Origin of the sequence: Streptomyces griseus subsp. griseus, assembly GCF_000720255.1 — a bacterium.
In the GTDB taxonomy this organism is placed as follows: Bacteria; Actinomycetota; Actinomycetes; order Streptomycetales; family Streptomycetaceae; genus Streptomyces; species Streptomyces griseus_I.
On record NZ_JOJE01000018.1, the window covers coordinates 37,308 to 57,607 of the forward strand.

The following is a 20,300-nucleotide window of genomic DNA, read 5'->3' on the forward strand; positions in this document are numbered from 1 at the left end:
CGGTCCGCTCTGAATCCTTTCCCGGATGTTTCCGCCCGTATGCGGCGCCAGCCGCGCCGGGCCGCCCTCCGGGTTCCCCTCCCGGACGAGCTTCAACACTGCAAGGAGCCGCACCTGTGAGCAGTGCCGACGACCAGACGACAACCAGCAGCGAGCTGCGCGCCGACATCCGCCGACTCGGTGACCTCCTCGGTGAGACCCTCGTCCGGCAGGAGGGCCCCGAGCTCCTCGACCTGGTCGAGAAGGTCCGCCGCCTCACCCGCGAGGACGGCGAAGCCGCCGCCGAACTGCTGCGCGGAACCGAACTGGAGACCGCCGCCAAGCTCGTCCGCGCCTTCTCCACCTACTTCCACCTCGCCAACGTCACCGAGCAGGTCCACCGCGGCCGCGAACTGCGAGCCCGCCGCGCCGCCGAGGGCGGCCTCCTCGCCCGCACCGCCGACCGCCTCAAGGACGCCGACCCCGAGCACATCCGGCAGACCGTCCGCCACCTCAACGTCCGCCCGGTGTTCACCGCACACCCCACCGAAGCCGCGCGCCGGTCGGTACTCAACAAGCTCCGGCGCATCGCCGCGCTCCTGGAAACCCCCGTCATCGAGGCCGACCGCCGCCGCTACGACATCCGCCTCGCCGAGAACATCGACCTCGTCTGGCAGACCGACGAACTGCGCGTCGTCCGCCCCGAACCCGCCGACGAGGCCCGCAACGCCGTCTACTACCTCGACGAACTCCACGCCGGCGCCGTCGGCGACGTCCTCGAGGACCTCACCGCCGAACTCGAACGCGTCGGCGTCACCCTCCCGGACGACACCCGCCCCCTCACCTTCGGCACCTGGATCGGCGGCGACCGCGACGGCAACCCCAACGTCACCCCCCAGGTGACCTGGGACGTCCTCATCCTCCAGCACGAACACGGCATCAACGACGCCCTGGAGATGATCGACGAGCTGCGCGGCTTCCTGTCGAACAGCATCCGCTACACCGGCGCCACCGAGGAACTCCTGCAGTCCCTCCAGTCCGACCTCGAACGCCTGCCCGAGATCAGCCCCCGCTACAAGCGCCTCAACGCCGAGGAGCCCTACCGGCTCAAGGCCACCTGCATCCGCCAGAAGCTCGAGAACACCAAGCAGCGCCTCGCCAAGGGCACCCCACACGAGGACGGCCGCGACTACCTCGGCACCAGCGAACTCCTGGCCGACCTCACCCTCATCCAGACCTCCCTGCGCGAACACCGCGGCGCCCTCTTCGCCGACGGCCGCATGAACCGCACCATCAGAACGCTCGCCGCGTTCGGGCTCCAGCTCGCCACCATGGACGTACGCGAACACGCCGACGCCCACCACCACGCCCTCGGCCAGCTCTTCGACCGCCTCGGCGAGGAATCCTGGCGCTACACCGACATGCCGCGCGACTACCGCGCCAAGCTCCTCGCCAAGGAACTCCGCTCCCGACGGCCCCTCGCCCCCACCCCGGCCCCCGTCGACGCCGCCGGCGCCAAGACCCTCGGCGTCTTCCAGACCGTCAAGCGCGCCCTCGAGGTCTTCGGCCCCGAGGTCGTCGAGTCCTACATCATCTCCATGTGCCAGGGCGCCGACGACGTCTTCGCCGCCGCCGTCCTCGCCCGCGAGGCCGGCCTCCTCGACCTGCACGCCGGCTGGGCCAAGATCGGCATCGTGCCGCTCCTTGAGACCACCGACGAGCTCAAGGCCGCCGACACCATCCTCGAGGACATGCTCTCCGACCCCTCCTACCGGCGCCTCGTCGCACTCAGGGGCGACGTCCAGGAGGTCATGCTCGGCTACAGCGACTCCTCCAAGTTCGGCGGCATCACCACCAGTCAGTGGGAGATCCACCGCGCTCAGCGCCGCCTGCGCGACGTCGCCCACCGCTACGGCGTCCGCCTGCGCCTCTTCCACGGCCGCGGCGGCACCGTCGGCCGCGGCGGCGGCCCCTCCCACGACGCCATCCTCGCCCAGCCCTGGGGCACCCTCGAAGGCGAGATCAAGGTCACCGAGCAGGGCGAGGTCATCTCCGACAAGTACCTCATCCCGTCCCTGGCCAGGGAGAACCTCGAACTCACCGTCGCCGCCACCCTCCAGGCGTCCGCCCTGCACACCGCACCCCGCCAGTCCGTCGAGGCCCTCGCCCGCTGGGACGCCGCCATGGACGTCGTCAGCGACGCCGCCCACAACGCCTACCGCAGGCTCGTCGAGGACCCCGACCTGCCGACGTACTTCCTCGCCTCGACGCCGGTGGACCAGCTCGCCGACCTGCACCTGGGCTCCCGGCCCTCCCGCCGCCCCGGCTCCGGCGTCTCGCTCGACGGACTGCGCGCCATCCCCTGGGTCTTCGGCTGGACCCAGTCACGGCAGATCGTCCCCGGCTGGTTCGGCGTCGGCTCCGGCCTCAAGGCCCTGCGCGAGGCCGGCCTCGACACCGTGCTCGACGAGATGCACGAACAGTGGCACTTCTTCCGCAACTTCATCTCCAACGTCGAGATGACCCTCGCCAAGACCGACCTGCGCATCGCCCAGCACTACGTCGACACCCTCGTCCCCGACGAGCTCCGCCACGTCTTCGACACCATCAAGGCCGAACACGAGCTCACCGTCCGCGAGGTGCTCAAGGTGACCGGCGAGAAGGAACTCCTCGACGCCACCCCCGTCCTCAAGCAGACCTTCGCCATCCGCGACGCCTACCTGGACCCCATCTCCTACCTCCAGGTCACCCTCCTCAAGCGCCAGCGCGAAGCGGCGGCCGCCGGCGAAGAGCCCGACCCGCTGCTCTCCCGCGCCCTGCTCCTCACCGTCAACGGTGTGGCGGCGGGCCTGCGCAACACCGGCTGACCCCGGACACACGAGTGCCCCCGAGGACCACGGCGGATTCTCGGGGTCCTCGGGGGCACTTCCGTTCAACCGCCCGTCAGCCCCGCTGAGCCCGCCGGCGCCGCAGCACCAGGAAACCGCCGGCTCCGACCAGCGCGGCCGCCACACCCGACAGCAGCCCGACCGGGGCGCTGCTGCCCGTCTCGGCCAGATCGCCGCCGTCACCGCCACCCTGCGGCGACGGATCGGCAGCAGAGGAGGAAGACGCGGACGCCGACACCGACGAGCCCGGGCCCGGCGACGCCGACGAGGACGCGGAGGAAGACGCGGACGCCGACGGAGACGCCCCCTCACTCGCGGAGGAACTCGGCGACACCGACGCGGACGGCGTCGAACCACCGCCGCCCCCGGAGTCCTCGCAGTCCGACCAGAACACCTTGTGCTTCGCGGCACCCTTCTCGCCGTCGAAGTTCCAGAACAGCTTGTAGTGCCCGTCCGGCAAGGACAGGTCCGCCGTACGGCCGTGACCCTCGCCGTCCAGCGCGATCTCACCGGACTTCACCGTCTCGCCCTTCGGGGCGGCGGTCGGCGCCCAGGCCTCGATGTGCCAGTCGACCTCCTGGACGCCGTCAAAACCGAAGGCGTCCAGGTAGAACGCGCAGACGTGCGGCTCGTTGCGCTTCAGCTCCTCGCCGGTCGAGGCGTCATGGATCTTCACGGTGCCGTTGTCCCCAGCAGGGGCGGCAAAAGCGGAAGGGGCCGCGATCAAGGCGGCCACGGCGACTGTCGACACAGCGCCGGCGCGGATGAGGGTACGCATGGGCAGTCCATCTTCGAGTGAACCAACAGAAGATGTGGAGGGGGCGGCTCAGCTTCCAGCCTCGACCGGGACCAGGTCAATCACGAACGCACAACGCTCACTCAGACCGTCACGAACGCCAAGGTCAGCAACGCCACCCCAGCACCCGCCAGCGCCCACCCGACCCGCACCCGTCCCACCCCGCCCGCCACCACCACCGACGCCAGCAGCAGCGCACCACCCAGCGGAATCCACGCGAACAACACCCCCGCCGGCCCCGAACGCACCACCTCGTCCGACTCCGGCTTCACCACCACCGTGTACGTCCGCCCCTTGCGCACCGCCACCGACTTCGCGATGACCACCTGCCTGCGCGCCGAAGCCCCCTGCGACACCGGCGTGAACGGACCCGAACACGTCTCCTCACCGCACCGCGTCACCTCGATCGTGCCCCGCTCACGCCCCTTCGTCAGCATCACGTGCTGAGCGGAACCCCACGACGCCCACACCCCCGCGATCAGAATCAGCAAGGCGACCGCCCCCATCGCCGCCAGCCGCCCGAACCGCAACGCGACGACCGAGGCCCGGCGGGGGGAGGTGGGGGTGGCAGGCATGGCCGGGATCATTGGCCATACCCGCACGGCCAGTCAACTCCGCCCAGCACCCGACAAGTCAGGAGTTGTACGTACCCTGCGCCCGCTCCAACCCCTCGATCACCAGGCACTCCACCGCATCCGCCGCCCGGTCCACGAAGTAGCCCAACTCCTTGCGCTCCGCCGACGCGAAGTCCTTCAACACGAAGTCCGCCACCTGCATACGACCCGGCGGCCGCCCGATCCCGAACCGCACCCGGTGATACTCCGCACCCATCGCCTTCGTCATCGACTTCAGACCGTTGTGCCCGTTGTCACCCCCACCCAGCTTCAGCCGCAACACCCCGTAGTCGATGTCCAGCTCGTCATGCACCGCCACGACGTTCGCGAGCGGCACCTTGTAGAACTCCCGCAACGCGTTCACCGGACCCCCCGACAGGTTCATGAACGACATCGGCTTCGCCAGCACCACCCGACGGTTCGCCGGCCCCGGCGGACCGATACGCCCCTCCACGACCTGCGCCTGCGCCTTCCCCGCCCGCTTGAACCGGGCCCCCACCCGCTCCGCCAGCAGATCGGCCACCATGAAGCCCACGTTGTGCCGGTTGCCCGCGTACTCGGACCCCGGATTGCCCAGCCCCACGACCAGCCAGGGGGCGTTCGCATCGGTCGTCACCTGCATGTCTCCTTGATACGCGCCGACCGCCGCCCCCGGGAGGGAGCGGCGGCCGGCAAACGAACAAAAGGGCGAGGATCAGGCCTCGGCGGGCTCTTCGCCCTCGGCGCCCTCTCCAGCCTCGACGGACTCCTCGGCCTGCGCGGCCAGCACCTGCAGGACGACAGCGTCCTCCTCGACGGCCAGCTTCACACCGGACGGCAGGGTGATGTCCTTCGCGTGGATCGCGTCACCGGCCGTGAGACCCTCGATGGAGACGGTCACGGACTCGGGGATGTGCGTCGCCTCGGCCTCGACCGGCAGCGCGTTCAGCACGTGCTCCAGCAGGTTGCCACCCGGGGCCAGCTCGCCCTCGGTGTGAACGTAGATCTCGACGTTGACCTTCTCGCCACGCTTGACCAGAAGCAGGTCCACGTGCTCCAGGAAGCCCTTGATCGGGTCACGCTGCACGGACTTCGGGATCGCCAGGTGGTTCTTGCCGTCGATGTCCAGCGCGATCAGGACGTTCGGCGTACGCAGCGCCATCAGCAGGTCGTGACCCGGCAGGGTCAGGTGCAGCGGGGCCTCGCCGTGGCCGTACAGAACACCGGGAACCTTGTCGTCACGGCGGATACGACGCGCGGCACCCTTGCCGAACTCGGTACGCGTCTCGGCGGCGAGCTTCACCTCGGACATGTGGATCACTCCTCGTAGAACATAGGAACGGACGTGGTCACCCGGCCACGAACGGCCTGCTACGAAGAGCGCGTCGATAACGGACGTCCGCACCCCGTCAGAAACGGGTACGGCCTCCCTCGCCGAGCAACTGGGGCAGTCTACTCGGCAGGGGAGGCCGCAGAAAAATCGATCAAGCGGGAGGTCCTGGGGCCAACCGCTCGCGGAACCTACTGCTCGTCGAACAGGCTCGTCACCGAACCGTCCTCGAACACCTCACGCACCGCACTCGCGATCGTCGGCGCGATCGACAGCACCTTGATCTTGTCCAGCTCCAGCTCACCCGGCGTCGGCAGCGTGTTCGTGAAGACGAACTCACTCACCTTCGAGTTCTTCAGACGATCCGCCGCAGGCCCCGACAGCACACCGTGCGTAGCCGTCACGATGACGTCCTCCGCACCGTGCGCGAACAACGCGTCGGCCGCCGCGCAGATCGTGCCACCGGTGTCGATCATGTCGTCCACCAGAACACAGACCCGGCCCTCGACCTCACCCACGACCTCATGGACGGTCACCTGGTTCGCCACGTCCTTGTCACGACGCTTGTGCACGATCGCCAGCGGCGCACCCAGACGGTCACACCACCGGTCCGCGACCCGCACCCGACCCGCGTCCGGGGAAACCACCGTCAGCTTGTTCCGGTCGACCTTCCCACCCACGTAGTCCGCCAGCAACGGCAGCGCGAACAGGTGGTCCACCGGACCGTCGAAGAAGCCCTGGATCTGGTCCGTGTGCAGATCCACGGTCAGGAGGCGGTCCGCACCCGCCGTCTTCATCATGTCCGCGATCAGACGCGCCGAGATCGGTTCACGTCCACGGTGCTTCTTGTCCTGCCGCGCGTAACCGTAGAACGGCACGATGACCGTGATGGAACGGGCCGACGCGCGCTTCAGCGCGTCGATCATGATCAACTGCTCCATGATCCATTTATTGATGGGAGCCGTGTGGCTCTGGATCAGGAAACAGTCCGCCCCACGGGCCGACTCCTGATACCGCACATAGATCTCACCATTGGCGAAGTCGAAGGCCTTCGTCGGGACGACCCCGACATCCAGCTGGTGGGCGACCTCCTCGGCAAGCTCGGGGTGGGCGCGGCCGGAGAAGAACATCAACTTCTTCTCGCCGGTCGTCTTGATCCCGGTCACAGCACTGTCTCCTCAGAGGTTTCTCAGCTGGCTGTCGAGACCTCGGCTGGGCATGAGAGGTCGTCTCAGCTGGGGGGTGCGGGTGTGCACTTATCACGGTACGCCGTGTTCGAAGCACCGGAATCCGGTCAGCTTCCGCTTTCCTCCTGGCGGGAGGCCGTCTCGGCCGCCTTCGCAGCCGCGCTGCCCGGACGCTTACGAGCCACCCAACCCTCGATATTCCGCTGCTGACCACGGGCCACGGCCAGCGAACCGGGCGGCACATCCTTCGTGATCACCGAGCCGGCGGCCGTGTAGGCACCGTCCCCGACCGTGACAGGCGCCACAAACATGTTGTCCGAACCGGTACGGCAATGCGACCCGACCGTCGTGTGGTGCTTGGCCTCCCCGTCGTAGTTCACGAAGACACTCGCGGCACCGATGTTCGAGTACTCACCGATCGTCGCGTCACCGACATAGGACAGGTGCGGAATCTTGGTGCCCTCACCGATGGAAGCGTTCTTCGTCTCGACGTACGTACCGATCTTGGACTTCAGTCCCAGACGGGTACCGGGCCGGAGGTAGGCGTACGGACCCACGGACGCCTGGGGACCGACGACCGCCCCGTCCGCGACCGTGTTGATCACCCGCGCCCCGGCATCGACCTGCGTGTCCTTCAGCCGGCTGTTCGGACCGACCTCGGCACCCTCGCCCACATGAGTCGCCCCGAGCAACTGCGTGCCCGGGTGGACGACGGCGTCCTGCTCGAAGGTGACGGTGACATCGACCCAGGTGGTCGCCGGGTCCACGACGGTGACCCCCGCCAACATGGCGCCGGTGAGCAGCCGGTCGTTCAGGGTCCGACGGGCCTCCGAAAGCTGCACCCGGTTGTTGATCCCCGCGATCTCACGGTGGTCCACGGCCACGGAGGCGCCCACACGGTGACCGGCCTCACGGAGAATGCCGAGAACGTCGGTGAGGTACTCCTCACTCTGCGAGTTGTCCGTACGGACCTTCTTGAGCGCGTCGGCGAGCAACTGCCCGTCGAACGCGAAGACACCCGAGTTGATCTCCCGGATCGCGCGCTGCGCGTCGGTGGCGTCCTTGTGCTCGACGATCCCGGTGACGGCGCCGGAGGCCTCGTCGCGGACGATACGGCCGTAGCCGGTGGCGTCCGGGACCTCCGCCGTCAGCACGGTCACCGCGTTGCCGTCGGCCTCGTGCGTGCCGGCGAGCCGCTTGAGGGTGTCGCCGGTGAGGAGGGGGGTGTCGCCGCAGACGACCACGACGGTGCCGTCGACGGAGCCGCCGAGCTCTTCGAGCGCCATGCGGACGGCGTGGCCGGTGCCGTTCTGCTCCGCCTGGACGGCCGTACGGACGTCCGGGTCGATCTCGCCGAGGTGCCCGGTGACCTTCTCACGGGCGTGCCCGACCACGACGACCAGGTTCTGCGGGTCCAACTCTCGGGCTGCGGCAAGCACATGACCGACGAGACTGCGACCGCAGAGCTCGTGCAGGACCTTGGGTGTGGCCGACTTCATACGGGTGCCCTCACCCGCTGCGAGTACGACGACGGCTGCCGGGCGGATGGCGCTCACGGGGATGCCCTTCGGCTGTGGAGAGGTGGGGGTTGACATCCGCAGGATACCGGGGCGTTTCGTGGGGGACATGAGAGTGGGCCCTGACGGCGAGGTCAGGGCCCACTTCTGCTAGGGCTCCCGGGGGAGGACTCGAACCCCCATAAGCGACACCAAAAGACGCTGTCCTGCCCTTAGACGACCCGGGATCGCCCCTATGTCCGGTTCGATAGATCGCCCGGACGGACAGCTCCTACTATGCCGTACCAGGAGCCCTCCATGCGACGGTATAGGTCAGCGCTCTGTCGGACGTAGATCGTGAGGCAACCCCGGTAGGAGTCGCTCGTGTTTTTACGGACCGTGCGGGGGTTGTGCTTCTTCAGGGTGGCCTTGCTGAACGCCGAGACGTCGACGCCCACGACTTCGGCCCAGAAGCACTCGGCGGCCTCGACGTCGGCCGTTTCGTGGATGCTGACTCGTAGCGTCAAGCGGTCCGGACCCACGTCAAGCAACTTGAGCCACCGCAGGAAAAGCTTGATCACGTTCGGGTCGCTGTTGATGAACTGCAGAACCTCGGTGCGGCGGTACGGCTTGTCCTTGGAGCCCTCGGCCCAGTACAGGGCAACGCCAGCGATGAACAGTTCCCGGTCGGACAGCTTCCCGATGGCCGACGCGGCTGCCTGCTTCGTCGCCTCGCGCTCGCTGTCGCGAGAGGCGTGCAGCCGCGCAAGCCCCGCGTTCATGCGTGCTCGCTGCTCCTCCGGTGTGCACTTCGGCTCCGGGTGCGGTAGATCCCGCACCCACAGCGAGACGGAGCTCTTCGAGCAGCCCAGCTCGGCCTGGATCTGGTTGTACGACCAGCCCTGTCGCCGCAGTTCTCGCGCCCTCTCCTTGAGGTCGTCCTTCGCGCGCGGCCGCTTCGTCCATTCCGGGGGAGGCTCGCCCTCCACGAGTCGCTGAAGTGTCTCATTGTTGTGGACCTGGAGCTCGTCCCTGATCTGCCGAAGGCTGAGTCCCGCCCGCCGCAAGGCGACCGCCTGCTCCCTCAACCCCTCGAAGTCCGCGTACTTGCCATGGGAATGTGCCATACGCATACCGTCCGGCCGGAATGGCTGGTTCCGCCCTCGAACAGTCCTGGTTCAGCAGTTCGAGGGATAGGGGGCGGTTTCGGAGACATTCCGTTACGGAGTGTGGTGTAGGCCAGTCGGAGAAACTCGCCGGAAAAGAGGGGGTGGGCGATCGTAGGCTGGGGGGCATGACCACGACGGGGGAAGACCACGGGACGGCCTTGGGAGGGCCGTGGTGGTGGGACAGACGGCGTAGCGCGGTGTTCGACACGAGCCTCGCGGTGGTGTCGGCGCTGGAGTGTGCGGGGGAGGGAGTTCCGTTCGCGCGGGCCGCGGGGATGCCGTTGGCTCTGGGGGTGCTGTTCGGGCTGTTGGCCGGATCGGTTCTGCTGGTCCGGCGGCGGTGGCCGATCGCGGTGGTGCTGGTGGCGATCGCCATCACGCCCGCCCAGATGGGTTACCTGATGGGCATCGTCGGGCTGTACACGCTCGCCGCCGCCGAGATGCCGCGCCGGATCATCGCGTCGCTCGCGGGGATGTCGCTGGTGGGGACGTTGATCGTGACGTTCGTGCGGGTGCGGCAGGGGATGGATCAGGGGAGCCTGACGCTGGGGGACTGGTTCGTGCCGTTCGCGGCGATCGCGACGTCGCTGGGGCTGACCGCCCCGCCGGTGTTGCTGGGGTTGTACGTGGGGGCGCGGCGCAGGCTGATGGAGAGCTTGCGGGAGCGGGCGGACAGTCTTGAGCGGGAGTTGCAGCTGCTGGCGGAGCGTGCCGAGGAGCGGGCGGAGTGGGCGCGGGGCGAGGAGCGGACGCGGATCGCGCGGGAGATGCATGACGTGGTCGCGCATCGGGTGAGTCTGATGGTGGTGCATGCGGCGGCGTTGCAGGCGGTGGCGCGGAAGGATCCGGAGAAGGCGGTGCGCAATGCCGCGTTGGTGGGGGACATGGGGCGGCAGGCGTTGACGGAGTTGCGGGAGATGCTGGGGGTGTTGCGGAGCGGGGATGCGCCGCGGAGGCCGGCGTCGGTGGCGTCGGTGGCGTTGGTTGCGGCGGCTTCGCAGGTGGTGGGGGAGGAGGGGCCGTGTCTGTCGGAGTTGGAGGAGTTGGTGGGGCAGTCGGCGGCCGCGGGGATGGTGGTGGATCTGTCGGTGGAGGGGGATGCGCGGGCGTATGCGCGGGAGGTGGAGCAGACGGCGTATCGGGTGGTGCAGGAGGCGCTGACGAATGTGCACAAGCATGCGGCGGGGGCGAAGACGCATGTGCGGTTGGCGCATCGGGTGTCGGAGATCGCGATGCAGGTGGAGAACGAGCCGCCGCCGGAGGTGGGGTCGGCGTCGTCTGCGCGGTTGCCGTCGGGGGGCAATGGGTTGGTGGGGATGAAGGAGCGGGTGTCGGCCCTGGGTGGGGTGTTCGTGTCGGGGCCGACGGATGCGGGGGGTTTTCGGGTGTCGGCGGTGATTCCGGCGGCGTCGTAGTGCCGGGGTTTCTGGTTCAGCCCGTTGTCAGGCGGGTGGGCTCTATGCCGGTGACGAGGCCGACGAGGGCTTGGTCGATGTCGGGGCCGAGGTACCAGTCGCCGGTGTGGTCGAGGGCGTAGACGCGGCCCTCGGTGTCGATGGCGAGGAGGGCGTGGGTGTCGGTTTCGGCGCCGAGGGGGCTGACCTCGGTGTCGAGGGCGCGGCCGAGGTCGCCGAGGGTGCGGGCGAGGTGGAGGCCGTGCAGGGGGTCGAGGTGGAGGGTGGCGGGGGCGACTTGGCGTCCGGGGCCTTTGGGGGTGATGTGGAGTCCGCCGAATTCGGCCCAGGCTTCTACGGCGGCGGGGAAGACGGCGTGGCGGTGGCCTGCGGGGGAGCTGTGTTCGCGGAGGGTGTCGGCCCAGATTTCGGCTTGTTTGATGTCCCAGTGTCCGGGTTGCCAGCCGGCGCCCCGCAGGGCGGCGTCCACGGGGACGGGGAAGCGGGTGGTTGAGGTGCGGTCGGTGTGCATCTGCCCTTTGTTCGTCGAGGTGGTGTGCGTCGTGCGGTCAGTGCTGGTCGTGTCAGTCGTTCGTGGCCGTGGGGTCGACGATGCGGACGCCGAAGTGGGCGCTGAGGGCGGTGCAGGCGCGGCAGGGGGTGGCGAAGCTGCCGTGGAGGGGGTCGCCGTCCTCGCGGATGCGGCGGGCGGTGAGTTTGGCTTGTTTGAGGGCTTTTCGGGCTTCGCCGTTGGTCATGGGTCTGCGTGCGGCGCGCCTGCTGCGTGCGGCGTCGGCGGCGGTGATGTGGCGTGAGATGAGGAGTGCCTCGGCGCAGCGGCCGGTGAAGCGGTCGCGTTGGGCGCTGCTGAGGGTGTCGAGGAAGTCCTGGACGAGGGGGTGCAGTGCGGGCGGTTGGTCGCCGCGGGCGGCGGTGCCGGTGAGGGTGGCGCCGCGGACGGAGAGGGCGGCGGCGACGGTGGGGAGTATGCCGTCGCGGCGGTGGAGCAGGGTGGGGATGGTGGGGGTTTCGTTGCTGCTCCACCCGATTCGGGGGTCGCCGGAGCGGCTGGCGTGCGGTCCTGTTTGCGTCGTGTTCATGATCGTCTTCCCCTCCCGAGCATCCCCCGGACGTCACAGGGTGCCAAATCGTGGGGCTGGTGCGGTAGCTGGGGCGCTGCGACACGCCCGTGTTCGGGCGGTCCGTCACGGCGGGGTGACGGCTGGTCACGGAACTGGAGGCCCGGTGACCGGTGTCGTCGTACCGCATAGGCTGTCGGCACCGCGACAGGTGCGGTCAACGCGCGTCGGTGCCGTTGGAGACAGTCGAACACGGCCGTGGCGTGCCGGGACCGGAACGGTGCCGGCCGCCGCGGGTCGTACAGAGTGCCGCAGGGGGCTACCGCCATGACGACAGGTCGGCTCGGGCTGGGGGCACCTCCCGGCCGCCAGGCCGGGGGACAAGCCGCGCCGCCGAACGCGGCCTATGCCGGGCAGGTCGTGCATTTCCCGGATCCGGTCCGGGCCACTCGTCACCCGAGGGGGGTGCGGGTGGATGAGCACGGTTACCCCGACTTCTCGCCCTATGCGCGTGCGGCGGCGGAGATCGCCGATCCGCCGGAGGGTTTCGGGGTCGACGAGTTGCGGCTGACGGACTACGTGTCGGCGAACGCGGCGCTGGCGGCGTCGGGGCACGACCTGTGGGACACGGTGCCGGCGGTGGCGACGCCGCACGGCTGGACGTGGCATCACGTGGTGGGTTCGCGGCGGTTGGAGTTGGTTCCGGTCGAGGTGAAGGCGTTGTTGCGGCACCACGGTGGGGTGGCGACGGCGCAGGTCGACCAGGGCAAGCGGGGGACGCGGCCGTTGCAGGAGACGCGGCCGGTGCATGTCCGGTTGCCCAAGTCGGGTGTGGCGGTGACTGAGCAGCAGGTGCAGGGGGTCGAGGAGGACCTCGGGTACCGGTTGCCGGGTGCGTACCGGTCGTTTTTGAAGGCGGCGGGTGGTTGTGCTCCGGTGGGTGCGGCGCTGGACGCGGAGTTGGGGCTGCTGGTGGATCAGCCGTTCTTCACGGTGCGGGACGAGGCGGCGGTCAATGACTTGGTTTATGTGAACAAGTGCTTGCGTGACCATTTGACGAAGGACTACCTCAGTGTCGGTTTCGTCCAGGGTGGGTTGTTGGCCGTGAAGGTGAAGGGTGACCGGATCGGTTCGGTGTGGTTCTGCGCGTACGACGATGTGCGGGACGTGGATCCGGCGTTGCCGCCGGCGGAGCGTACGGCGCGGTTGTTGCTGCCGTGCGGTGAGGATTTCGACGTGTTCCTGTCGCGGCTCGCGGGCAATCCGCCGGAGTTGGAGACGGTGGCGAACCTGATGGTGGACGGCGGGTTCGCGCGTGCCGTTCCGGTTTCTTCCGTGGGGGAGTGAGCTGTAGCGATGGTGACGTTCGCGCAGGCGCAGGAGCGTGCGGAAGAGTGGGTCAACGGGGACGTTCCGGCGTACCAGCATCGTGAGGTGCGGGTGCGGGAGTTCGAGCTCGGGTTCGTGGTGTGGGGTGAGGACCGTGCGGACGGGCCGCGTTCGGACGGGGGTGACCAGCGGCTGGTGGTCGCCCGGGACAGCGGGGAGGCCACGTTGTGGCCCGCGCTGCCGGTGGGTGAGGTGATCCGCCGGTACGAGGAGGAGTACGGCCGTCCTGAGGGTGTGGCCGATGCGGTGCCGGCGCCCGCGGCTCGGGTGGACCTGAACCAGACGTCGTTCCTGTTGTCGCCGCCGGAGTGGTTGCAGGAGGCGGCGGACAGGTTGGGGCTTCCGGATCGGCGGGGGGCTGGGGGCGGGGCTTCTTCGGGGGCTGCTGCGGGTTCGTTGCCTGAGACGCAGGGTGGGGTTCCGTCGTCGGCGGCTCCTTCGCCCGTTCCTCCGCCTCCTTCGCCCACTCCTCCGCCCGCCCCTTCGCCTTCTTCTTCCTCGCCGTCGTCCTCGGCTTCCTCGTCCGGCGGGGGCTCCGCGGCGCCGGGGAGTGGGGCGTCGTGGCCGGCGGCCGCGGGCAGCGGTGATGAGGAGGCTGGTGCGGGAGTCGGTGCGGGTGCGCCCGGTGCGCCGGGTGCGCCCGCGGGGGCGACGCCCTGGGCGGGGACGGACACCAACGCGGGCGAGGACCGTTCCGTACCGCTGCCGGCGACGGTGTTCGCGCCGCCGCTGACCGATGTCGGCGACGACACGCCGCCGCCTGTCGCTCCGGACGCCAAGACGGCGCTGATGTCGGGCGGCAGCCAGCTGCCTCGTACGACGGTGGCGCCGGCGGTCGGCGAGCAGGGTGCGCCGGGCGGCGGGCACGGGTCCCAGGGCGCGGGGATTCCCGCGGCGGGGGCCGCTGGGTCGGGCGGTACGCCTCCGCCTGGGCCGGGAGTGCCGTCCTACGGGTATCCGCCGGGGTCCGGTGCGCCGGGTGGTCCCGGTACCCCGCCTCCGGGTGCGCCCTCGTACGGGTATCCGCCGGGTGCGCCGCAGGCGCCGGGTGGGCCGGGTGCGGCGGGGCGGCCGTTGCCGCCGAACGCCGAGGACATCGCCGACGCGGCGACCAGTAAGGCGGCGCCTCCTCGGCGTGGGCGCGGGGCGACGCCTCCGCCTCCGCCGGGTGCTCCCGGGATGCCGGGCGCGCGGCCGGGCGGTACGCCTCCGCCGCCCTCCGCACCGGGTGCGCCTGCCGGTGGATATGTGCCTACGCAGATGGTGTCGGCGCTCGGCCCCGACGGCCCCCAGGGCCAGGGCGGCCCGGGTGTCCCCGGTGCGCCGGGCGGTCACCCCACGCCCCCTCCGCCGAACGGTCCTGGCACGCCCGACACCCCCGGTGGTACGCCACCGGGTGGTGTTCACCACGCCGCCACGATGTTCGCCGACCCCGGTCGGATGGGCGCGGGTGCGCCGCCGCAGCCTCCGGGCCCGCCGCAGCCGCCCGGCGCGCCGGGAGCCCCGGGTGTGCCGCATGCGCCGGGTGTGCCGCATGCGCCGGGTGCGCAAGGCGTCCCCGGCGCGCCCCATCCGCCTGGCGTCCCCGGTGCCCCTGGCGCCCCTGGTGCCCCGATGCCTCCGGCCGCTCCGGCTGCCCCTGGTGCCGGCGCGCCGCGGCCGCCGGGCGCCCCCGGTGCACCCCAGCCTCCGGGCGCGCACGGCTCCGCGGGTGGCGCGCACGGTGCTGTTCACCACGCCGAGACCATGTTGGCCGGGCCCCCGGTCGGCGGCCCGGGTGTGCCCCCGCCGCCCCAGGCGCCCGGCATGCCCGGGGCTCCCGGTGTGCCCGGGGCTCCCGGTGTGCCTGGTGTTCCGCCGGGCGTTCCCGGCGTCGGTGGTCCCGGAGGCCCTGGAGGCCCCGGTGGTCCTGGAGGCCCCGGTGGTCCGGGTGGTCCGGGTGGTCCTGGTGTGCCTCCGGGTGCGCCTCGGCCGCCCATGCCCCCCGGTGCGGTTCCGCCGCCCGGGCAGCCGGGGCCGGGTGGGCCGCCGCCGGCGTACGGCTATCCGCAGCAGCCCGGGTTGCCGACGGTCGGGCCCGGCTACCAGGCCGTGTTGCGCTACCGCGCGCAGGACGGTTCCGAGCAGCAGCTGATCCGGCGTTCCGCGCCGGGGACACCGCACCCGGAGTGGCAGATCTACCACGAGCTGCGGGGCATGAACGTGCCGCCGGACCAGGTGCTGGAGCTGCACACGGAACTGGAGTCGTGCGAGCTTCCGGGTGCGTACTGTGCGCGGATGATCCGCGAGCAGTGGCCGCAGGCGAGGATCGCGAGCATCGCCCCGTACGGCACGGATCACGCGAGCCGGCAGCAGGGCATGCAGCAGCTGCTGGCCCACCAGGGCGAGTTGCATCAGGTGGCCGACGGTCCCGCGCGCCCCGCGCCGGTGCGGGCGCCGTTGCCGCCGGTGCAGCCGGTCCCGCCGATTCCCCCGGAGGGCATCGCGCAGGAGCTGGCGGCGGCGTTCGGGCCCGGGGTGTTCCGGTTCGACCAGGCCGCTGTGTCCCGTCAGGGCGTGCCGCCGATCGTGGCGCACACGCTGGTCGTGGCGGGGCTGCCCGCGGACATGGGGCCGTTCTTCTGGGCGCAGGCCCAGCCGCAGCGGCCCGTGCCGACGCTGGCGGAGCTGGCGCAGGAGCGGGGCGTGCAGCCGGCCTCGGACGCGGGTTCGTACCTCGTGATGGGCACGGACTTCGGCAAGGCGATCTGCGTGCAGTACGGGACGGCGAACATCGTCGCCGTGCCCGTGGAGGCGGGGCCGGGCGGGGCGCCCGTACCGCCGCAGTTCGTGAACACCGGTCTGCCGGAGTTCGCGCGGTGTCTCGCGCTGCTCGGGCGGATGTGGCGGCTGCGGTTCGGGCTGAACCAGGAGCAGGCGGGCCGTTGGACCGTCGACTTCCAGGCCCAGTTGGCCTCGCTCGATCCGGCGGCTCTCGGTTCGCCGGAGAGCTGGTGGTCGGTGTTGCTGGAGCAGATGTGGGACGGGTTGCTCTGACGGCGGCTCTCCCGTGCGTGTGAGGGGCCGGGCCCGGTCGTGCGACCGGGCCCGGCCCCTTTCGTGTGTCCCTTTCATGTGCTCCTTTTTGTGCCCCGCTCGTGCGCCGCGTGTGCCCCGCTCGTGCGCCGCGTGTGCCCCGCTCGTGCTCTGCGGGCGGTCATGGCTCATGATGTTCGCGGCTTATAAGCGGAGTGTCGCGTTATGAACACTTCCGTCTGATCCATCAAGATGTGCGCGAAATGGATCCGGCGGAGAGGGTTCAGGATGAGCAGCGCATCGGTGTCGCCCCACGGTTTCGTGATCGTCCGGGGGCGTGGCTACCGGCCCGACCAGGTCGACGCCTACGCCGAGGCGCTCTCCGACGATCGTGACCGCGCGTGGGAGCGGGCCGCCCGTCTCACCGTGCTGGCCCGGGACATGGAGGAGGAGGCGGAGTGGCTGCGGGAGGCGGTGACGCACCTCGCTCCGCAGACCTACGAGGCGTTGGGGGAGTCTGCCCGGCGCCTTTTCGAGCTGGTGGTGGAAGAGGCGCAGGCCGAGCGGGCGCGGGCGCGGCGCGAGGCGGATGAGTGCCGCGCCGAGGGCGAGGCGGACGCCCTGGAGGTGTGTCAGGGGGCGCGCGAGGAGGCGGACGCGCTGCGCGCGGAGGCCGAGGAGCGCGCCCGTCAGCGGTTGCTCGTGGCGCGCGCCGAGGCGGACGAGATCCGGGTGAGTGCCCGTCGTGAGGTGAAGGAGAGCCGGGGTGAGGCGCTGGCGGCGCTGCGGGAGATGCGCCTGCGCACCACCGAGATGCTCACCGATCAGGAGAGGGAGTTCGCCGAGCGGTACGCCGAGGTGGACGGGGAGGCCGCCGAGCGGGCGGCCGAGCTGGACGCCCTGCACGCCCGGTTGCTGACACGGGCCGAGGCCGCGCTCTCCGAGGCGAAGCAGGCGTTCGCCGAGGCGGAGGAGTCGGCCCGGCGGCGCGAGGAGGAGGCCCGGGCGCGGGCCGCGGAGCTGGTGGCCGACGCCCGGGCGCGCGAGGAGCACATCGCGTGCGAGACGGAACGCGTGCTGCGCGAGCACGAGGAGCGCCGGGACGACGTACAGGCCCACATGGACCACGTACGCAGCAGCTTGACGGCGCTGACGGGACAGGTGGCGGACTGACGGGGCAGCCCGACCGGGCCCGGAGATGCCCGCGGTGCGGCGGCATTGTCTTGTGCGGTGTTACAGCTCGCCGTCGAAGTAGAACGGCCAACTGTTGCAGCCTTGGTCCCTGCCGTCGGCGCCGTCCCGGGTGCACGCCATCACGGTGAACCATCCGGCGCCGCGCGACCATCCGAGGCTCGTGCGCGGAGGCGAGCAGCTTCCCGACCCGCCGGTCGCCTGGGCCGTCATCACCTTTGTGCTGCCGAAGTACAGGTATCCCACCGCGCGGCGCCCGTCGGGGTCGCCGCCGTCGCAAACGTCGAGGAAGACACCGTCGACAGACACGTAGGCCTGGGCGGATGCCCAGCCGTGCTTGGGCGAGTCGTACGACACGACGCTCTCGCTGACCGGCCCCGCCACCGCCGGGCCGGCGCCAAAGGCGAGGAGGCTCACGGCTGCTGCCGTGGCGCCCAGCCCCGTGATGACGCCTCTTCCGCTCTTCATGGTCTTCCCCGTCCTCTCGCTGTCGACCCGATCGGCTGACCGGGTCGACAGCGAGTGTGCTTGCGGAGCTGTCGAGGCGGGAAGTTCAAGCGGCAGTCCCGGACGGTCCGGCTCTGTCCGGCCTGGTCAGGTCACTCGTCACGGGCTGTCCCGGACACGCCCCCGGGTGGTCGGGGGAGCGGCCCGGCAACCCTGCTCCCGTCAGTTCCCCCTCCGTACCGCCCCGGCCAGAATCCACGCCTCCACCGCTTCGTACTGCCTGCGCTGTTCCGCCGCCTTCTCCCGGCCGGAGGCGAGCGTGCCGAGCCAGCCGAAGGCGAAGCCGAGGGGGATGGTGACCAGGCCGGTGGTGGTGAAGGGGAACCAGTTGAAGTCGGCGTCGGGGAACGCGGCGACGGGGGAGCCGGAGACGAGGTTGGTGCCCGGCATCAGCAGCAGGACGGCGAGGGTGCCGCCGATGAGGGTGCTGAGCAGGCCGGTTCGGGTGTAGCGGCGCCAGAAGAGGCTGTAGACGAGGGCGGGGGCGAGGGCGGAGGCGCCCAGGCAGAAGGACAGGGTGACCAGGGGTTGCAGGCTGCGGTGCTGGACCTGGACCGCCAGCAGGACCGTGGGGACGCCGACGGCGAGGGCGGAGAGACGGGCCACGAGCATCTCGCGGCGCGGGGACATGTCCCTGGCGCGGGCCGCGAACACGTCGTGGGCGAGGGAGTTGGCGCAGGCGAGGATCATGCCGGCGACCGAGGCGAGCACCGTGAGGAAGATCGCGGTGGTGACCGTCGTGAACAGCAGGGTCTCGGCGGTGGAGATGTCGGCGCCGAAGGCCGCGCGGGATCCCATGAGGTAGGCGGTGTTGCCGCGCGGGTCGGCCTGGGCGATCGCGGCCCGGCCGACGAGGGCCGTCGCGCCGGCTCCTACGACGGTGATGACCAGCACGAACACGGCCACGCCCGACACCGCCCAGGACATCGAGCGGCGGACCTGGCGGGCGCTGGAGGCGGTGTACATGCGCATGGTGATGTGGGGCAGGCACGCGCCACCGAGGACCACCGTCAGCTCGGAGGTGATCATGTCGAGGCGGGGACTGGCGCCGCCCTGGAACTGAAGGCCCGAGTGGAGGAAGGCGGACCCGACTCCGCTCTGGTGTGCCGCCGCGTCGAAGAGGGTGCCCGGGTTCCAGTCGAAGCGGCTCAGGAGGAGTACGGCGATGACGGCGCCGGAGCCGAGCAGCATCACGATCTTCAGCATCTGGATGAGGGCGGTGCCCTTCATGCCGCCGATCGCCGCGTAACTGATCATCAGGGCGCCCATCACGAGGACGCATCCCGTCTTCACCGAGTCGCCGGAGAAGCCGAGGATGAAGGCGAGCAGCTGACCCGTGCCGGCCAGCTGCACCAGCATCATCGGCAGCAGCGCGGCGAGGGTCACCCCGCACGCGGTGATGCGGACGGCCCGGCCGGGCATACCGCGGGTCAGGGCGTCGCCCATGGTGAACCGGCCCGCGTTGCGCAGGGGTTCGGCCAGCAGGAACATCAGCAGCATCAGCGACAGCGCGGTGCTGAGGGCGAGGACGATCCCGTCGTAGCCGAAGAGGGCGATCACGCCGCCGGTGCCGAGGACGGTCGCCGCGGAGATGTAGTCGCCGGCGATGGCGAGGCCGTTGCGCAGCGGGGACAGGGAGCGGTAGCCGGTGTAGAACTCGTCGAGGTCGTCGCGGTCGGGGCCGGTCATCACGCACAGCAGGAGGGTGATGGTGACGACCGCCGTGAAGGCGACCAGTGACATGGTCTGGGCGTCGCCGCTGAGTTCCGTCATCGGGTCGTCGCCTCCCGCCTGGCGTCCAGGGCGGCCTGCTTGCGGACGCGTTCGGCGAGCGGGTCGACGCGGCGGCGGGCGGTGCGCTCGTAGAGAGCGATCGCCAGGCCGGTGACGGGCAGTTGGAGCAGGGCGAGGACCAGCCCCGTGGGCAGTCCGGGGGTGATCGTGCCGGTCATGAACGAGGGCGCGAACGCGGACAGGACCAGGAACACGGTGAAGTAGCCGAGTGCGGTGAGCGTGGCCACGCGCCGCTGCCGACGGTAGGCGCCGCGCAGGATCCGCAGGTCGCTGTGGTGGCCCAGGGGTGGTCGGTCGGGTGCGCGCCGGGTGGGGTCGGGTGACGGGGACGGCTGCGACCGCTGCCAGGGATGGCCGGCGTGGGTGGAATGTGCGGGGTGCGTGGGTGATGAGGGCTGTTGCCGGGGCGGGGTGTGGTGCTCGGGCGGCGGGTGGTGGGACATACCCGGGGCTCCTTGCGTGGCTCGGGTCCGTGGCGGCGGACCGCAGGGAG

At 70.6% G+C, this 20,300-nt stretch carries 17 protein-coding genes and 1 tRNA gene; 5 read left to right on the forward strand and 13 right to left on the reverse strand.

Annotated elements, in window-relative coordinates:
* Positions 1 to 116 precede the first annotated feature (116 nt).
* Positions 117 to 2,846, forward strand: coding sequence for a phosphoenolpyruvate carboxylase (ppc, locus tag IG99_RS24120; RefSeq protein ID WP_037677040.1), 2,730 nt, complete (start codon positions 117 to 119; stop codon positions 2,844 to 2,846).
* Positions 2,847 to 2,922: 76 nt separating this feature from the next.
* Here the strand turns inward: ppc and IG99_RS24125 are convergent, their stop codons facing one another.
* The 8 genes from IG99_RS24125 to IG99_RS24160 form a co-directional block, all read right to left on the reverse strand.
* Positions 2,923 to 3,645: an LPXTG cell wall anchor domain-containing protein gene (locus tag IG99_RS24125; RefSeq protein WP_037677043.1), complete on the reverse strand. Its 723-nt coding sequence runs from the start codon at positions 3,643 to 3,645 to the stop codon at positions 2,923 to 2,925.
* Positions 3,646 to 3,746: 101 nt separating this feature from the next.
* Complete coding sequence (locus IG99_RS24130) at positions 3,747 to 4,250, reverse strand: hypothetical protein (protein ID WP_107056007.1); 504 nt, start codon at positions 4,248 to 4,250, stop codon at positions 3,747 to 3,749.
* Positions 4,251 to 4,296: 46 nt separating this feature from the next.
* Positions 4,297 to 4,899, reverse strand: a complete 603-nt coding sequence (gene pth, locus IG99_RS24135; RefSeq protein ID WP_037677046.1) for an aminoacyl-tRNA hydrolase — start codon at positions 4,897 to 4,899, stop codon at positions 4,297 to 4,299.
* Between the two features lie 72 nt (positions 4,900 to 4,971).
* Positions 4,972 to 5,568 carry a 50S ribosomal protein L25/general stress protein Ctc gene (locus IG99_RS24140; RefSeq protein ID WP_037677048.1) on the reverse strand — a complete coding sequence of 199 codons (597 nt, stop codon included), beginning with the start codon at positions 5,566 to 5,568 and terminating at the stop codon, positions 4,972 to 4,974.
* A gap of 209 nt (positions 5,569 to 5,777) precedes the next feature.
* Positions 5,778 to 6,752 carry a ribose-phosphate diphosphokinase gene (locus IG99_RS24145; protein ID WP_037677051.1) on the reverse strand — a complete coding sequence of 325 codons (975 nt, stop codon included), beginning with the start codon at positions 6,750 to 6,752 and terminating at the stop codon, positions 5,778 to 5,780.
* A gap of 128 nt (positions 6,753 to 6,880) precedes the next feature.
* A complete protein-coding gene (gene glmU, locus IG99_RS24150; RefSeq protein ID WP_078947871.1) occupies positions 6,881 to 8,329 on the reverse strand; it encodes a bifunctional UDP-N-acetylglucosamine diphosphorylase/glucosamine-1-phosphate N-acetyltransferase GlmU in 1,449 nt (482 codons plus the stop codon).
* 117 nt (positions 8,330 to 8,446) lie between these two features.
* Positions 8,447 to 8,517, reverse strand: a tRNA-Gln gene (locus IG99_RS24155).
* A 6-nt stretch (positions 8,518 to 8,523) separates the two neighbouring features.
* Positions 8,524 to 9,396, reverse strand: a complete 873-nt coding sequence (locus IG99_RS24160; RefSeq protein WP_037677054.1) for a hypothetical protein — start codon at positions 9,394 to 9,396, stop codon at positions 8,524 to 8,526.
* Between the two features lie 167 nt (positions 9,397 to 9,563).
* On the opposite strand from IG99_RS24160, the gene IG99_RS24165 reads away from it, so the two are divergent.
* A complete protein-coding gene (locus IG99_RS24165; RefSeq protein ID WP_037677264.1) occupies positions 9,564 to 10,853 on the forward strand; it encodes a sensor histidine kinase in 1,290 nt (429 codons plus the stop codon).
* A 16-nt stretch (positions 10,854 to 10,869) separates the two neighbouring features.
* On the opposite strand, the gene IG99_RS24170 is transcribed toward IG99_RS24165, so the two are convergent.
* Together IG99_RS24170 and IG99_RS24175 are read right to left on the reverse strand one after the other, a co-directional pair.
* On the reverse strand, positions 10,870 to 11,364 hold the full coding sequence (locus IG99_RS24170) for an SUKH-3 domain-containing protein (RefSeq protein ID WP_037677056.1): 495 nt from the start codon (positions 11,362 to 11,364) through the stop codon (positions 10,870 to 10,872).
* 52 nt (positions 11,365 to 11,416) lie between these two features.
* Positions 11,417 to 11,932: a YwqJ-related putative deaminase gene (locus IG99_RS24175; RefSeq protein WP_037677057.1), complete on the reverse strand. Its 516-nt coding sequence runs from the start codon at positions 11,930 to 11,932 to the stop codon at positions 11,417 to 11,419.
* A gap of 306 nt (positions 11,933 to 12,238) precedes the next feature.
* Between IG99_RS24175 and IG99_RS24180 the strand changes: the two genes are divergently transcribed.
* The 3 genes from IG99_RS24180 (at position 12,239) to IG99_RS24190 (ending at position 17,488) form a co-directional block, all read left to right on the forward strand.
* Positions 12,239 to 13,258, forward strand: a complete 1,020-nt coding sequence (locus IG99_RS24180; RefSeq protein ID WP_078947883.1) for an SMI1/KNR4 family protein — start codon at positions 12,239 to 12,241, stop codon at positions 13,256 to 13,258.
* Between the two features lie 9 nt (positions 13,259 to 13,267).
* Entirely contained in the window at positions 13,268 to 16,336 is a 3,069-nt protein-coding gene (locus tag IG99_RS45755) for an SUKH-4 family immunity protein (RefSeq protein ID WP_078947872.1), read from the forward strand.
* Between the two features lie 267 nt (positions 16,337 to 16,603).
* On the forward strand, positions 16,604 to 17,488 hold the full coding sequence (locus IG99_RS24190; RefSeq protein ID WP_037677061.1) for a coiled-coil domain-containing protein: 885 nt from the start codon (positions 16,604 to 16,606) through the stop codon (positions 17,486 to 17,488).
* A 60-nt stretch (positions 17,489 to 17,548) separates the two neighbouring features.
* Here the strand turns inward: IG99_RS24190 and IG99_RS24195 are convergent, their stop codons facing one another.
* From IG99_RS24195 to IG99_RS24205, 3 genes are all read right to left on the reverse strand, one after another.
* On the reverse strand, positions 17,549 to 17,974 hold the full coding sequence (locus tag IG99_RS24195; RefSeq protein ID WP_037677063.1) for a hypothetical protein: 426 nt from the start codon (positions 17,972 to 17,974) through the stop codon (positions 17,549 to 17,551).
* A gap of 201 nt (positions 17,975 to 18,175) precedes the next feature.
* The gene (locus IG99_RS24200) at positions 18,176 to 19,786 is read right to left on the reverse strand and encodes a sodium/solute symporter (RefSeq protein ID WP_037677067.1); all 1,611 of its coding nucleotides are present in this window, start codon (positions 19,784 to 19,786) and stop codon (positions 18,176 to 18,178) included.
* Positions 19,783 to 20,250 carry a DUF485 domain-containing protein gene (locus tag IG99_RS24205; protein ID WP_037677069.1) on the reverse strand — a complete coding sequence of 156 codons (468 nt, stop codon included), beginning with the start codon at positions 20,248 to 20,250 and terminating at the stop codon, positions 19,783 to 19,785. The genes IG99_RS24200 and IG99_RS24205 overlap by 4 nt, the downstream gene beginning before the upstream one ends.
* Positions 20,251 to 20,300 lie beyond the last annotated feature (50 nt).

What these genes read in the sequence shown, in the direction of transcription:
- IG99_RS24165 (WP_037677264.1), top strand. Translation starts at nt 9,564, where the DNA reads ATGACCACGACGGGGGAAGACCACGGGACGGCCTTGGGAGGGCCGTGG.
- IG99_RS24170 (WP_037677056.1), bottom strand. Translation starts at nt 11,364, where the DNA reads ATGCACACCGACCGCACCTCAACCACCCGCTTCCCCGTCCCCGTGGAC.
- pth (WP_037677046.1), bottom strand. Translation starts at nt 4,899, where the DNA reads ATGCAGGTGACGACCGATGCGAACGCCCCCTGGCTGGTCGTGGGGCTG.
- IG99_RS24175 (WP_037677057.1), bottom strand. Translation starts at nt 11,932, where the DNA reads ATGAACACGACGCAAACAGGACCGCACGCCAGCCGCTCCGGCGACCCC.
- IG99_RS24160 (WP_037677054.1), bottom strand. Translation starts at nt 9,396, where the DNA reads ATGGCACATTCCCATGGCAAGTACGCGGACTTCGAGGGGTTGAGGGAG.
- IG99_RS45755 (WP_078947872.1), top strand. Translation starts at nt 13,268, where the DNA reads ATGGTGACGTTCGCGCAGGCGCAGGAGCGTGCGGAAGAGTGGGTCAAC.
- IG99_RS24140 (WP_037677048.1), bottom strand. Translation starts at nt 5,568, where the DNA reads ATGTCCGAGGTGAAGCTCGCCGCCGAGACGCGTACCGAGTTCGGCAAG.
- IG99_RS24190 (WP_037677061.1), top strand. Translation starts at nt 16,604, where the DNA reads ATGAGCAGCGCATCGGTGTCGCCCCACGGTTTCGTGATCGTCCGGGGG.
- IG99_RS24205 (WP_037677069.1), bottom strand. Translation starts at nt 20,250, where the DNA reads ATGTCCCACCACCCGCCGCCCGAGCACCACACCCCGCCCCGGCAACAG.
- IG99_RS24200 (WP_037677067.1), bottom strand. Translation starts at nt 19,786, where the DNA reads ATGACGGAACTCAGCGGCGACGCCCAGACCATGTCACTGGTCGCCTTC.
- IG99_RS24180 (WP_078947883.1), top strand. Translation starts at nt 12,239, where the DNA reads ATGACGACAGGTCGGCTCGGGCTGGGGGCACCTCCCGGCCGCCAGGCC.
- IG99_RS24195 (WP_037677063.1), bottom strand. Translation starts at nt 17,974, where the DNA reads ATGAAGAGCGGAAGAGGCGTCATCACGGGGCTGGGCGCCACGGCAGCA.
- IG99_RS24130 (WP_107056007.1), bottom strand. Translation starts at nt 4,250, where the DNA reads ATGATCCCGGCCATGCCTGCCACCCCCACCTCCCCCCGCCGGGCCTCG.
- IG99_RS24125 (WP_037677043.1), bottom strand. Translation starts at nt 3,645, where the DNA reads ATGCGTACCCTCATCCGCGCCGGCGCTGTGTCGACAGTCGCCGTGGCC.